Annotated in this window: 10 protein-coding genes; 2 read left to right on the top strand and 8 right to left on the bottom strand. The window is 73.0% G+C overall.

Features of this window, described 5'->3' with window-relative positions:
- Positions 1 to 27 precede the first annotated feature (27 nt).
- The gene (locus M2283_RS01410) at positions 28 to 642 is read left to right on the top strand and encodes a TetR/AcrR family transcriptional regulator (protein ID WP_280874050.1); all 615 of its coding nucleotides are present in this window, start codon (positions 28 to 30) and stop codon (positions 640 to 642) included.
- A 144-nt stretch (positions 643 to 786) separates the two neighbouring features.
- Here M2283_RS01410 and M2283_RS01405 read toward each other — a convergent pair whose 3' ends face one another.
- From M2283_RS01405 to M2283_RS01395, 3 genes are all read right to left on the bottom strand, one after another.
- Positions 787 to 1,815, bottom strand: a complete 1,029-nt coding sequence (locus M2283_RS01405; protein WP_280874049.1) for a DUF2510 domain-containing protein — start codon at positions 1,813 to 1,815, stop codon at positions 787 to 789.
- Between the two features lie 128 nt (positions 1,816 to 1,943).
- The gene (locus M2283_RS01400; RefSeq protein WP_280874048.1) at positions 1,944 to 3,098 is read right to left on the bottom strand and encodes an anhydro-N-acetylmuramic acid kinase; all 1,155 of its coding nucleotides are present in this window, start codon (positions 3,096 to 3,098) and stop codon (positions 1,944 to 1,946) included.
- 4 nt (positions 3,099 to 3,102) lie between these two features.
- Entirely contained in the window at positions 3,103 to 4,398 is a 1,296-nt protein-coding gene (locus tag M2283_RS01395) for an MFS transporter (RefSeq protein ID WP_280874047.1), read from the bottom strand.
- A 180-nt stretch (positions 4,399 to 4,578) separates the two neighbouring features.
- Between M2283_RS01395 and M2283_RS01390 the strand changes: the two genes are divergently transcribed.
- Positions 4,579 to 7,248: an ATP-binding protein gene (locus M2283_RS01390; RefSeq protein ID WP_280874046.1), complete on the top strand. Its 2,670-nt coding sequence runs from the start codon at positions 4,579 to 4,581 to the stop codon at positions 7,246 to 7,248.
- 47 nt (positions 7,249 to 7,295) lie between these two features.
- Here the strand turns inward: M2283_RS01390 and M2283_RS01385 are convergent, their stop codons facing one another.
- The 5 genes from M2283_RS01385 to pcaH form a co-directional block, all read right to left on the bottom strand.
- Positions 7,296 to 8,087, bottom strand: coding sequence for an SDR family NAD(P)-dependent oxidoreductase (locus M2283_RS01385; RefSeq protein WP_280874045.1), 792 nt, complete (start codon positions 8,085 to 8,087; stop codon positions 7,296 to 7,298).
- Between the two features lie 79 nt (positions 8,088 to 8,166).
- Positions 8,167 to 9,285, bottom strand: coding sequence for a 3-oxoadipate enol-lactonase (gene pcaD, locus M2283_RS01380; RefSeq protein WP_280874044.1), 1,119 nt, complete (start codon positions 9,283 to 9,285; stop codon positions 8,167 to 8,169).
- Positions 9,282 to 10,613, bottom strand: coding sequence for a 3-carboxy-cis,cis-muconate cycloisomerase (gene pcaB, locus M2283_RS01375; RefSeq protein ID WP_280874043.1), 1,332 nt, complete (start codon positions 10,611 to 10,613; stop codon positions 9,282 to 9,284). Before pcaB ends, pcaD begins: the two co-directional genes overlap by 4 nt.
- Positions 10,610 to 11,215: a protocatechuate 3,4-dioxygenase subunit alpha gene (gene pcaG, locus M2283_RS01370; RefSeq protein ID WP_280874042.1), complete on the bottom strand. Its 606-nt coding sequence runs from the start codon at positions 11,213 to 11,215 to the stop codon at positions 10,610 to 10,612. Before pcaG ends, pcaB begins: the two co-directional genes overlap by 4 nt.
- Before the next feature lie 6 nt (positions 11,216 to 11,221).
- The gene (gene pcaH / locus M2283_RS01365) at positions 11,222 to 11,995 is read right to left on the bottom strand and encodes a protocatechuate 3,4-dioxygenase subunit beta (protein ID WP_280874041.1); all 774 of its coding nucleotides are present in this window, start codon (positions 11,993 to 11,995) and stop codon (positions 11,222 to 11,224) included.
- Between the last annotated feature and the right edge of the window lie 20 nt (positions 11,996 to 12,015).

The raw sequence follows: 12,015 nt of genomic DNA, 5'->3' as shown, positions 1-12,015 counted from the left end.
GCGGGACCAGAGCGAGGAGAAGAGCCGATGACGTCGCAGGCCGCCGAAGAACCGGAGACGGTCGCCGCCTCGCGCCGCTCCAAGATCACGCGGGAGCGTGAGCAGGAGTTCTTCGACGCCGTGCTCGAGCAGGTCCGCGAATGCGGGTACGACTCCGTGACCATGGAGGGTGTCGCCGCGAGCACGCGCTGCAGCAAGTCGACGCTCTACCGCCAGTGGCGGACCAAGCCCCAGTTCGTGGCGGCGGCGCTGCGCTCGGGCCGCAAGGTGCGCTTCGGCGGCATCGACACCGGCTCGCTCGCCGAGGATCTGCGCCAGGTCGCGCGGGCCGCCGCGCAGTGGGGACGCAAGGACACCAGGCTCCTCTCGGCGCTCGGCCATGCCATCACCCAGGACCCGGACCTTCAGCAGGCGCTGCGCGAGGCGCTCGTCGACCCCGAGATCTGCGCGCTGCAGGGCATCCTGCGGCGCGGTGTGGAGCGGGGCGAGATCGCCGCCGACCATCCGGCGCTGCCGTACGTTCCGGCCCAGATGTTCGGTGTGATGCGCGCCCGGCCCGTCCTGGAGGGCGAGGACGCCGACCCCGACTATCTCGTCCGCTTCGTGGAGGCCGCCGTGCTCCCGGCACTCGGCCTCACCTGAGAACCAGGCCGCCGTCCACGGGATGACTGGACGGTGACCTGCTCGCGCCGCACCGTGGGGACGGGGGCGGCGCGTAACCCCGGCCGGGCGGGGCCTCTCTTGAGCGGAGGGGGCCCTGCCCGGCCGATCCATGTGCGGGGCGGTTCAGACGGTCTGGCCGTCGCCGCCGCCGGTCGACACCTTGATGCCCTTGGTGATGTCGTCGATGACGGTCTGCTTCTCGCCGACGTCGATGCCGAAGCGGATCACGACGATCAGCTTCGGGTTCGCGGGCGCCGGGAAGGCGAGCGACTCGACATAGCCGTCGGAGCCCTTGCTGGTGACCGCCTTCCAGCGGACCAGATAGCCCTTCTGCCCGGCCACCGTGACGGCCTTGGACGCCAGCACGTCGTGCGAGGTGATCGAGCCGTAGGTCTTGCCGCCGTACGACTCGTCCGCGTTCGTCGAGATGTCGGCCTTGGCGACCGCCTCGGCCGTGCTGCCGGCGGTACCCAGCGCCTGGGCGGGTGCCGAGTACGCGCCGCCCTTGGTGCACGACTGCGAGGTGTCGCCGGGGCACTTGTAGGAGTCGTTGGACGTCACCTGCGCGCCCACCGATATCTCCTGGCCGTACCAGTCCTTCGGGATCGGGATGCTGATCCCGCTGATCGAGTCGGTGACGGAACCGCTCTCGATCTTGGGTGCCTCGGACTGGCTCGGATCGGGCGCGGGAGTGCTGCCCCCGGATCCACCGGATCCGCCCGACCCACCGGTGCCGCCGTTGCCGCCGAACGGGCCGCCCTGACCGCCGCCTCCGTTCTGCCCGCCGGTACTGCCCGGCCCCGGCTGCGCGGTACCACCGCCGCCCGAGCCGCCGTCGCCGGTCAGCGCCCACACGCCCACACCGATGCTGGCGAGCACCGCCACGGCCACCGCGACGGCTATGCCCGTGCGCAACCCGCGCCGCGGGGCCGCCGGCGGCTGGCCGGGATACGCCGGATAGGCCGGGTAGCCCGGCTGCACCGGATACCCCCCGGCCGTCGGCGCCTGCGCCGTGGGACCCCATTCGGCGGCCGAGCCCGCGGGGCGGGTCTGGTCCGTCCATGCCTTGCCGTCCCACCAGCGCTCGGCGGCGGGACCCTCACTTGTCTGCCCGGGATCGGGATACCACCCGGGAGGAGTCACCTGCGTCATGTCCCCACCGTATGAGGCGTCAGTGAAAGCGGGATGAGAGGACCCGGCCTTCCGGACACGAGAACCGGGCGACTCGGCCGCCCGCCCCCACTCCGGGCCACCCCCGTGGGTCCGCCGCGACCCGCTCGTCAGGCGACCACAAGCCGCACCGGCGCCCGCGCCCCGGAACGCGGCAGCCGCCAACCGTCCCTGCCGGGCGTGATCGAACCGAGCACGCTCGCGTGCCGTGCCCCGGTGCTCACCGGGTCGGTGCCGGGCAGGCCGTGCGCGGTCAGGAATCCGAGGGCGGCGAAGGCGTACGCCTCCTTCGCGTCCGAGGGGAGGCCCAGTTCGTCGGAGGTGCGTACCGCCACCCCGGGCAGCCGCTGGGCCAGCATTCCCATGAGCGTCGGATTGCGGATGCCGCCGCCCGAGGCGATGACCTCGGTGCCGCCCACGGAGCGCACGGCGTCCGCGACCGTCTCGGCGGTCAGCCGGGTCAGGGTGGCGACCACGTCCTCGGCCCGCAGCGTCCCGAACCCGGCCAGCGCGTCCCGGAGATACCCGAGGTGGAACAGCTCCTTGCCCGTCGTCTTCGGCGCGGGCAGCGCGTAGTACGGCTCCGCCAGCAGCCGGCGCAGCAACGGCTCGTGCACCCGGCCGCGGGCGGCCACCGCCCCGTCGACGTCGTACGCGAACCGCCCGCCGCTGAACCCGCTCGCCGCCGCGTCGATCAGCGCGCACCCGGGACCGGTGTCGAAGGCGGTGCCGTCGGGCGCCGTGAGGTTGGCGATGCCGCCGATGTTGAGCGCGACCGGCGTACCGGGCCGGCCGCGCAGCCACAGCAGGTCGACCAGGCTGACCAGGGGCGCGCCCTGACCGCCCGCGGCGATGTCCCGGGGCCGGAAGTCGGCGACCACCGGCAGCCCGGTCGCCTCCGCGATCCAGGCCGGCTGCCCCAGCTGGAGCGTGCCGTGGACGGTGCCGCCCTCGACCCAGTGGTAGACGGTCTGTCCGTGCGAGGCGACCAACTCGGCCTCCCCGTCGCACAGTTCGCGATCCGCCCGGACGGCCGCCGCCGCGAAGACCTGCCCGATCCGGGTGTCCAGTCGGCATACCTCGGCCAGTGAGCAGGTTCCCGGTGGAAGGGCGGCCGCGAGTGCCTCCCGCAGTTCCTCGTCGTACGGCTCGCTCACCATCCCGAGCGGCTTCAGTACGAGGCTGTCGTCGGCGAGGCTCAGCTCGGCCGCCGCCGCGTCGATGGCGTCGTAGGACGTGCCCGACATCAGGCCGATCACCCGCATCCGCTCAACTCGCCTTTCTCTCCGGCGTATTTCTCTTCGGCGTCCCGGCCAACGCCAGCACGCTCACCGCACAGGTCCCCGCCGCGTAGTACCCAGGGATGTCGACGTTCCCCGTCCGCTCGACGGTTTCCGTGATGATGAGCCCGGCGCAGCCCGAGAACACGGCATTCGACAGGGCGTAGGCGAGTCCCAGGCCCGTATGGCGCACGTTCGTCGGGAAGAGCTCGGCGAGCATCGCCGGTCCCGGTCCCGCCATCAGCCCCACCACCGCGCCCGCGCCGAACAGCGCCGCCCCCTTCACCGCGTGCGAAGTCGCCGTGTCCTGAAGGAGGTTGAGCAGCGGCAGTGCGAGGACCACCACGAGCAGCGCGCCCGTCAGCATCACCGGCCGCCGCCCGATCCGGTCGCTGAGCGCGCCCGCCGGAAGGATCGTGGCCGCGAACCCCAGATTGGCCAGCGCGGTGGCGAGCAGTGCCTGCTGGAAGGACGCGTTCAGCGTGCTCTGCAGATACGAGGGCAACACGACCAGGAAGGTGTACCCGGCCGCCGCCCAGCCCATGACCCGCCCCGCCCCCAGGGCGATCGCGCCGGCCACCTCACGCGGCGGCGGTCGCACGGCCGCGGCCTCCCGGACGAACGCGGGCGTCTCGTCCAGCCGCAGCCTGAGCCGCAGCGCCGCGAGCCCCATCGGCAGGGTCAGCAGGAACGGCACCCGCCAGCCCCAGTCGCCCAGTTGAGCCTCCGTCAGCAAACAGCCCAGCACCGCAGCCATACCCGCTCCGGCCAGCAACCCCAGCGCCACCGTGAACGACTGCCACGCTCCGTACAGCCCGCGCCGGCCCGGCGGCGCGAACTCCGTCATCACCGCCACCGCGCCCCCGAACTCCCCACCCGCGGAGAGCCCTTGAACCACCCGCAACAACGTCAGCAGCCACGGCGCCAGGGCACCCGCCGTCGCGTACGTCGGCAGCACGCCGATCAGCGTGGTCGCGCCCGTCATCAGCACGATCACCAGGATCAGCACCGGACGGCGCCCGATCCGGTCCCCCAGCCGCCCGAACACGGCCGCGCCGACGGGCCGGAAGAAGAACGCCAGCGCGAACGACGCGTACGTCCGCACCAGCGCCTGCGCCTCACCGCCGCCCGCAGGCGTGAAGAAGCGCGCCGCGACGACGGTCGCGAAGTATCCGTAGACCCCGAACTCGTACCACTCGACGAAGTTGCCCACCGACCCCGCAGCCAGCGCCCGTAGCGCAGCCGAGCCCTTCGCCGTGGGGCGTTGTCCGAAAATCAACGTCATTTGAACGCCTTTGACTGTCTGTTACTCCAACACAGGCAGGTCACCGCTCCGGCGCGTCGACCGCGCGAACCCACCGTCACCCATCACGGCAACAGCTGCCCGGACCCGCCTCCACTTCGGCATTCCTGCGGCTACGCTCAAGGGCTGTACGTCGTTCGGGCGACTTGGGGAGGTAGCGGGATGACGGAGGCAGTGCCCTCGGACTCCCTCTGGGAGCGGGAGGAGGAAGTCGCCGCCGTCGAGCGGACGATCGACACCCTGAAGTCCGACAACTCGACCGCGGGCAGCCTCCTGGTGATCCGGGGCGAGGCAGGCATCGGCAAGACCGCCCTGCTCGCGGAGACCCGCCGCATCGCCGAGCGACGCGGCTGCACCGTATGGGCGGCGCGCGGCGGCGAGACCCTGCGGTCCGTCCCCTTCAACGTCGTACGCCAACTGCTGCAGCCCGCGCTGCTGTCGCTGATGCCGGAGGAGGCCCGCGAGTACCTCGGTGACTGGTACGACATCGCGGGACCCGCCCTCGGCATAGCGGAACCGGGCGAGCGCCGGGCCGACCCGCAGGGCGTGTGCGACGGACTGGTCGCCGCGGTGCGCAGGCTGGCCCGCCGCGACTGGCCCCTCGTGCTGTTGATCGACGACGCCCACTGGGCCGACCAGGAGACCCTGCGCTGGCTCGCCGCCTTCGCCGAGCGCCTCGACGACCTCTCCGTCCTGCTAGTCGTGGCCCACCGCCACGGCGAGGTCTCCGGCGAGAGCGCCCGCCACCTCGACACGGTCGCCGCCGCGGGCCGCCCCCTGGACGACCTCAGCGCCCTGACCCCGTCGGCCACCGCCGGCCTCACCCGCGCCACCCTGGGCCCGCACGCGGACGCCCCGTTCTGCCGCGAGGTCTGGGCCGTCACCGGCGGCAACCCGTACGAGACCGTCGAACTCCTCGCCAAGGTGCAGGACAGCGAACTGGCGCCGACCGAGGGCGCCGCCGCCGAACTGCGCGCCCTCAACCGCTCCGCGCGCGGCGGCGGCCTGGTCGCCCGCCTCGAAGAACTCGGCATCGACGCCACCCGGTTCGCCTGGGCGGCCGCCATCCTCGGCACCGGCATCTCCGTCGGACTGGTCGCCAGGCTCGCCACCCTGGAGTACGAGGACGCGGCGCGCTGCGCCGAACTCCTGCTCGCCGCCCGTATCCTGACCGAACCCGACCCGGCGAACCAGCAAGTGGGCGACGGCGACCTGGAGTTCTTCCACCCGCTGATGGCCACGGCCATCTACAACTCCATCCCCGACGCCCTGTGCACCGCCATGCACGGCATCGCCGCCAAGGTCGTCACCGACTACGGGTTCGGCGCCGCCATGGCCTCGCGCCATCTCCTCCAGGTCCACCCGGACAGCGACGAGGAACTCGTCGAGCAACTGCGCGAGGCAGCCCGCGAACACCTCGCCGTCGGCGCCCCCGACGCGGCCCGCCGCTGTCTCGAACGCGCCCTGGTGGAACCGCCCGTCACCGAGGTGCACGCCCTCGTGCTCTACGAACTCGGCTGCGCCACCCTCCTCACCGCGCCCGCCCGGACCATCACTCACCTGCAGACGGCCCTCGCGATGCCCGGCCTCGACAGCGACACCCGCGTGGAAGCCGTCTACCGCCTCTCCCAAGCCCTGCTCCACAACGACCAGTTGGAGGAGGCCGTCCGCACGGTCGAGGCGGAGACCGCCCGGCACAAGGACGGCCCCGCCCGACTGCGGCTGCAGGCCGTGCACTTCATGTGGGAGGGCATCCACGCCGGCGAGGCCAGCTCACCCGGGCGCTCCGAGCAGCTCGCCAAACTCGCCGCGACCTGCACAGGGCGCGACAACTCCGAGCGCGCCCTGCTCATCCTGCGCGGCTTCGACGCCATGACCCACGGCGAGAACGCGGAGGAGGTCGTCGAGCTGTGCGACCGCTCCCTCGTCAACGGCCGCCTCGCCCCGGGCCTCGGCTGGACCGACACCGAGTGGGGCATCGAACTGCTGATGATGCTCGCCGGTGCCTACGCCTACAGCGACCGCCTCGACCGCGCCGAGTCCCTCTACAACGAGGCCCTGCGCGCCTACGAGTCGGCCGGCTGGAGCGGCGGCCACCTCTCCCTGGCCCACGCCTACATCGGCCTCGGACACCGCAGGCGCGGCCGGCTCCGCGAGGCCGAGTCCTCCCTGCGAGAATCGCTGCGGATCGCCGAGCGCGTCGGCCGCGGACTGCCCCTGTACTGGTCGGCGACCTGCAACCTGGTCGACGTGCTGCTGGCCCGCGGCCATGTCGACGAGGCCTGGGCGATCGCCGAACAGTACGGCTTCGCACCGCCGTACCCCTCCACCATCGTGCTGCCCGATCCGCGCTCCGTGCGCGGCCGGCTGCTGCTCGCCGTCGGCCGCACCAAGGACGCGATCAACGAACTGGAGCAGGCCGAGAAGGCCGCGACCGCCCGCGGCCACCACAACCCGGTGCTCGTCCCCTGGGCGTTCGACCTCGCCCCCGCGCTCGCCACGGAGGACCCGGTCCGCGCCGCCCGGCTCGTCAGCGACGTCCGCCGCCGCGCCGAGCGTTTCGGCACCGACACGGCCATCGGCGAGGCCCTGCGCTGCGCCGCCGCCCTGGAGACCGGCCAGCGCGCGGTACGCCTGGCCGCCCAGGCCGTCGCCTATCTGGAGGCCTCGCCCTGCCAGTACGAACACGCGGCGGCCCGGGTCGAGTACGGCATCGCCGCCCGCTCGGTCGCCGAGCTCAACCGGGGCCTGACACTGGCGCGTTCGTGCGGCGCCGACGGACTGGCGACGAAGGCACGGGAGGTGCTGGACACGGGACGCGGGCTGCGCTGAGCACCGTTCTCGGGGCGAGCCGAGCACCGCGCGCGGGCCGCGACGGGTCAGAGCGTCAGCAGCTGATCGGTCACCGCCGACAGCCGCTTGCGCACCGCCGGGTCGTACGTCTCCTCGTGCGCCCGCGCCGGACGGGTGCCGTCGAAGTAGCCGCCCGTGCCCGACTCCCGGGTCGCCAGGGCCAGCACGCCGGGCGCGCCGTCGGCGACGGTGTTCCAGGGCGTCACCCCGCCCTCGCGCACCATCGCCGTGTCCATGAAGGTCGCCGGATGCAGCACGTTCACCGAGACGCCCGTGCCGGCCAGCTCCTCGGCGAGGGTGAAGGTGTACGCGGCCAGCGCGAACTTGCTGCGGCAGTACGCCGCGAAGCCGCCGTACCCACGGGTGAACTCGGGATCCTCGGGGTCGAGAGGCTCCTGGCCCGCCGAGCCGACGTTGACGATCCGGGCCGGCGGGTTGGCGCGCAGCACGGGCAGCAGGGCGCGGGTGAGCGCGACCGGCGCCAAGAAGTTGACGGCGAGCCGGAGTTCGTGGCCGTCGGCGCTCAGTTCCCGGCCGCCGTCGGGCGCACCGCCGCCCACTCCGGCGTTGTTGATCAGCACGTCGAGGTCGGGGTGCGCGGCGGCGACCTGCCCGCCCAGCTCGCGCACCTGGGCCAGCGAGGCCAGATCGGCGACGAACCCCTCGGCGTCGCCCTCGGTGCGCAGTTCCTCGACCAGACTCTCCGTGCGGCCCCGGTCGCGGCCGTGGGCGAGGACGACGTGTCCGGCACGGACCAGCTCGAAGGCGAGGTACCGGCCGAGACCGGAGGTGGCACCGGTGATCAGAAGCGTGGACATACCCCCACGGTAGGCCTGCGGGGGAGAGAACCGCGAGGCACTGCTGAAGCTACGACCACCAGGGACACCCTCGTCACCGTCACTCGTCCTCCTCCGCCAGCACCCGCTGCGCGGTCGCGAAGGCCGAGTTCGCCGCCGGGACCCCGCAGTACACGGCCGTCTGCAGCAGCACCGCCCCGATCTCCTCCGGGGTGAGCCCGTTGCGCCGGGCCGCCCGCACATGCATGGCCAGCTCGTCGTAGTGCCCGTGCGCGACCAGCGCGGTCAGCGTGATCATGCTGCGCTCGCGGCGGGTGAGCGTCGGGTCGGTCCAGATCTCGCCCCAGGCGTAGCGCGAGATGAAGTCCTGGAAGCGCGCGGTGAAGGGCGTCTGCCGGTCCTGCGCCCGGTCCACGTGCGCGTCCCCGAGCACCTCGCGCCGTACCGCCATGCCCCGCTTGGCGCCGCCGTCGAGGTGCGCCCGCAGCGCCGTGAGGACGGCCTCGGGGCACTGTGCGGGCGCCAGGTGCGAGGCCCCCGGGATCTCCACGAGCGCGGCGCCCGGCACCGCGTCGGCGATCTCCCGCAGCTGCGCGGGCGGGGTCGCGGGATCGTCGCGGCCGGCGATCAGCAGGGTCCGCGCGGAGATCTCGCCGAGCCGGTCGCGCAGGTCGAAGGCGGCCAGCGCGTCACAGCACGCGGCATAGCCCTCGGGGTCGGCCTCGGCGTGGTCCCGGACGAGCTCCGGCACGGTGAAGTCACCTGAGAACCAACGGGCGTTCGCGCTCTCCACGAGCCACGCCAGCCCCTCCCGACGGACCCGCTCGGCCCGCTCCTCCCACGCCTTGGCGCCGTTGAAGTGCGCCGAGGAACAGATCACCGCCAGCGACTCGACGCGCTCCGGATGATCCACGGCGAGCTGCAGCCCGACCGCACCGCCCAGCGACACCCCCGCGTACGCGAACCGCTCGATCCCCAGCGAGTCGGCGAGCGCCAGCACCAGATCGGCGAGATCACCGACGGTCGCGCCGGGCCCGATCAGACCGGCCGCCGACCCGCCGTGTCCGGGCAGGTCCCAGCGCACCACCCGATGGGTGACGGACAGCTCGGGCGCCACCTTGTCCCACAGGGCGTACGAGGTGCCCAGCGAGGGCCCGAGCAGCAGCGGGGGAGCGGAAGCGGGTCCCTCGGTGCGGTAGTTGAGGATCTGGACGGTCAACGTCGCTCCAGGGCACGGTCGGTGAGGGCTCCGGCGGAGCCGGTGTAGCGGGCGGGGTCGGTGAGTTCGTCGAGGTCGACGTCCTTCAACTCGGGCTCCTGCGCGAGGAGTTCGGCGAGCGGGCGGCCCTGGCTGTACGCCCGTTTGGCCAGCTCGGTGAGCAGGGCCTTGGCGCGAGCCCGGCCGAGCACCGGCGCCAACTCGGCGGAGAGCCGTTCCGAGACGATCAACCCGTGGGTCAGCGCGAGGTGTTCCCGCATGGCCGCCGCGTCGACCCGCAGCCCCTCCGCCAGTTCGGCGGCGTCCCGCGCGGCCCCGCCGACCAGCCGCAGCAGATCCCGCAGCGGCTCCCACTCGGCATGCCAGGCCCCGGCGGGCCGCTCGTCCTCGGCCACCAGCGACCCGTACAGCGTGGCCGCGAGCTGCGGCGCCCGCCGGGCAGCGGCGGCGATCAGCGTGGACCGTACGGGATTGGCCTTGTGCGGCATGGCGGACGAACCGCCACCGCTGCCCTCCGTGACCTCGGCGATCTCCGTCCGGGCGAGGGTGAGCACGTCCGCCGCCGCCTTGCCCAGCGCTCCGGCCGCGAAGGCCAGACAGCCGGCGAGATCGGCGATCGGAGTGCGGAGGGTGTGCCAGGGGAGGAGGGGTTCCTTGAGGCCCAGTTCCCGGGCGAAGGCCGCCACGACGGCTTGCGGATCCTGGGCGCCGTACGCCGTGAAGGCGGCCAAAGTGCCTGCCGCGCCGCCGAGTTGGGCGGGGAGTCCGGCGCGTACCGTCTCGATCCGGTCCCGTGCGTCGAGAATCAGCGATCGCCAGCCGACCGCCTTCAACCCGAACGTCGTCGGGACGGCGTGCTGGGTGAGCGTGCGGCCCGGCATCGGGGTGTCCCGGTGATCGGCGGCCAATCGGGCCAGTGCGCGCTCGGCGCGGGCGAGGTCGGCAAGGACGAGGTCCAGGGTGCGTGCCGCGACCAGCATCGTGGCCGTGTCCAGGATGTCCTGGCTGGTCGCGCCCCGGTGCACGTACGGCCCGTACTCCTCGCCGACCGCCTTCGTCAGGTCCGCGACGAGCGGGATGACCGGGTTGCCGCCGGCCCGGGCCCGCTCGGCGAGGGAGCGTACGTCGAAGCGGTCGGCGTCGGCCGCCTCCGCCACCGCGCTCGCCGCTTCGGCCGGGGCGAGGCCCAGCCCGGCCTGGGCCCGGGTCAGGGCGGCCTCGGCGTCGAGCATCGCTTGCAGGTACGCGGTGTCGCCGGTCGCGGAGGCGGCCGGGGAGCCTGCCCACCCGGGGGTGAGCAGGCCGGTGTCGGGGTCGACAGGTGTCACTGGAACTCCAGGAAGACCGTTTCGCCTTCGCCCTGAAGGCGGATGTCGAAACGGTATGTCCCGTTGCCCTGGTCCGTGGCGATCAGCGTGTCGCGTCGCTCGTCCGGCAGCCGGGACAGCAGCGGGTCGGCGGCCAGCGCGGCCTCGTCGCCCGGCAGGTATATCCGGGTGAACAGGTGCACCAGCAGCCCGCGCGCGAATACGCACACACTGATGTACGGCGCGCTGTGCCCCCGCGCCCCAGGCCGCAGCGTCCGCGCGTACCAGTGGCCGTCGGCGTCCGTCTGGATCCGCCCCCAGCCGGTGAACTCCACACCGTTGCGGCCCAGATAGCCGCCGGTCGCCGGGTCGCGCCGGATCGAGCCGTCGGTGTCCGGCACGTTCCCGTCGGGGTCGGCGCCCCACAGCTCCACGAACGCGTCCGGCAGCGGGGTGCCCTCGCCGTCATGGACGTATCCCTGGAGCGTGATCGTGTCCGGGTGGCCGACGGGCGCGATGTCACCGCCGCCGGGGAAGGGGAGCGCGTAGCCGTAGAAGGGGCCGACCGTATGCGAGGGGGTGGGCAGGACGGAGTCCGGACGGCTCGTGTCGATCTTCGTCATGGCGGGTCAGCGTCCTTCTTCGATCCAGGTGGCATTCGGGCCGTCCAGCACGATGTCCCAGTGGTAGCCCATCGAGAACTCCGGCACGGACAGGCTGTGGTCGTACGTCGCGACGAGGCGCTGGCGTGCCGCGTCGTCGGTGACCGACTGGATGATCGGGTCGTAGGGGAAGAGCGGGTCGCTGGGGAAGTACATCTGCGTCACGAGCCGCTGCGTGAACGCCGTGCCGAACATCGAGAAGTGGATGTGGGCCGGGCGCCAGGCGTTGACGTGGTTGCGCCAGGGGTAGGGGCCCGGCTGGATGGTGGTGAAGCGGTACGAGCCGTCGGCGTCGGAGATCGTGCGGCCGACGCCGGTGAAGTTCGGGTCCAGCGGGGCGTCGTGCTGTTCGCGCTGGTGCGCGTAGCGGCCGGCCGAGTTGGCCTGCCAGATCTCGATCAGCTGGCCCCGGACGGGCCGGCCGTCGCGGTCCAGGAGCCGTCCGGACACGGTGATCCGCTCGCCGATCGGCTCGCCCCGGTGGTGCCGGGTGAGGTCGTTGTCGATCTCGGTTATGTCGCGGTCGCCGAAGGCGGGGGAGCGCAGCTCCACCAACTCCGGGTCCTGGCTGACGTCGATGGCGACCGGCGGCTGCTTCGGGTGGCGCAGCACGGAGGAACGGTACGGCGCGTAGTCGCGGCGCGGATGGTGCTCGACGGGGGCGCCGTCGGCGACGCGCTTCTCGTAGGCGGCGTGCTCGGCCGCGATCTCCTGGTCGATGTCCTGCTGGGTGAGAGTCATGGGGGTTCCCGGCGTTCCTG

The sequence above is a fragment of the Streptomyces pseudovenezuelae genome (assembly GCF_029892565.1).
Classification (GTDB): Bacteria; Actinomycetota; Actinomycetes; order Streptomycetales; family Streptomycetaceae; genus Streptomyces; species Streptomyces pseudovenezuelae_A.
This window is presented reverse-complemented; position numbering and strand designations above follow the sequence as displayed.

What these genes read in the sequence shown, in the direction of transcription:
- M2283_RS01410 (WP_280874050.1), top strand. Translation starts at nt 28, where the DNA reads ATGACGTCGCAGGCCGCCGAAGAACCGGAGACGGTCGCCGCCTCGCGC.
- M2283_RS01405 (WP_280874049.1), bottom strand. Translation starts at nt 1,815, where the DNA reads ATGACGCAGGTGACTCCTCCCGGGTGGTATCCCGATCCCGGGCAGACA.
- M2283_RS01400 (WP_280874048.1), bottom strand. Translation starts at nt 3,098, where the DNA reads ATGCGGGTGATCGGCCTGATGTCGGGCACGTCCTACGACGCCATCGAC.
- M2283_RS01395 (WP_280874047.1), bottom strand. Translation starts at nt 4,398, where the DNA reads ATGACGTTGATTTTCGGACAACGCCCCACGGCGAAGGGCTCGGCTGCG.
- M2283_RS01390 (WP_280874046.1), top strand. Translation starts at nt 4,579, where the DNA reads ATGACGGAGGCAGTGCCCTCGGACTCCCTCTGGGAGCGGGAGGAGGAA.
- M2283_RS01385 (WP_280874045.1), bottom strand. Translation starts at nt 8,087, where the DNA reads ATGTCCACGCTTCTGATCACCGGTGCCACCTCCGGTCTCGGCCGGTAC.
- pcaG (WP_280874042.1), bottom strand. Translation starts at nt 11,215, where the DNA reads ATGACGAAGATCGACACGAGCCGTCCGGACTCCGTCCTGCCCACCCCC.
- pcaH (WP_280874041.1), bottom strand. Translation starts at nt 11,995, where the DNA reads ATGACTCTCACCCAGCAGGACATCGACCAGGAGATCGCGGCCGAGCAC.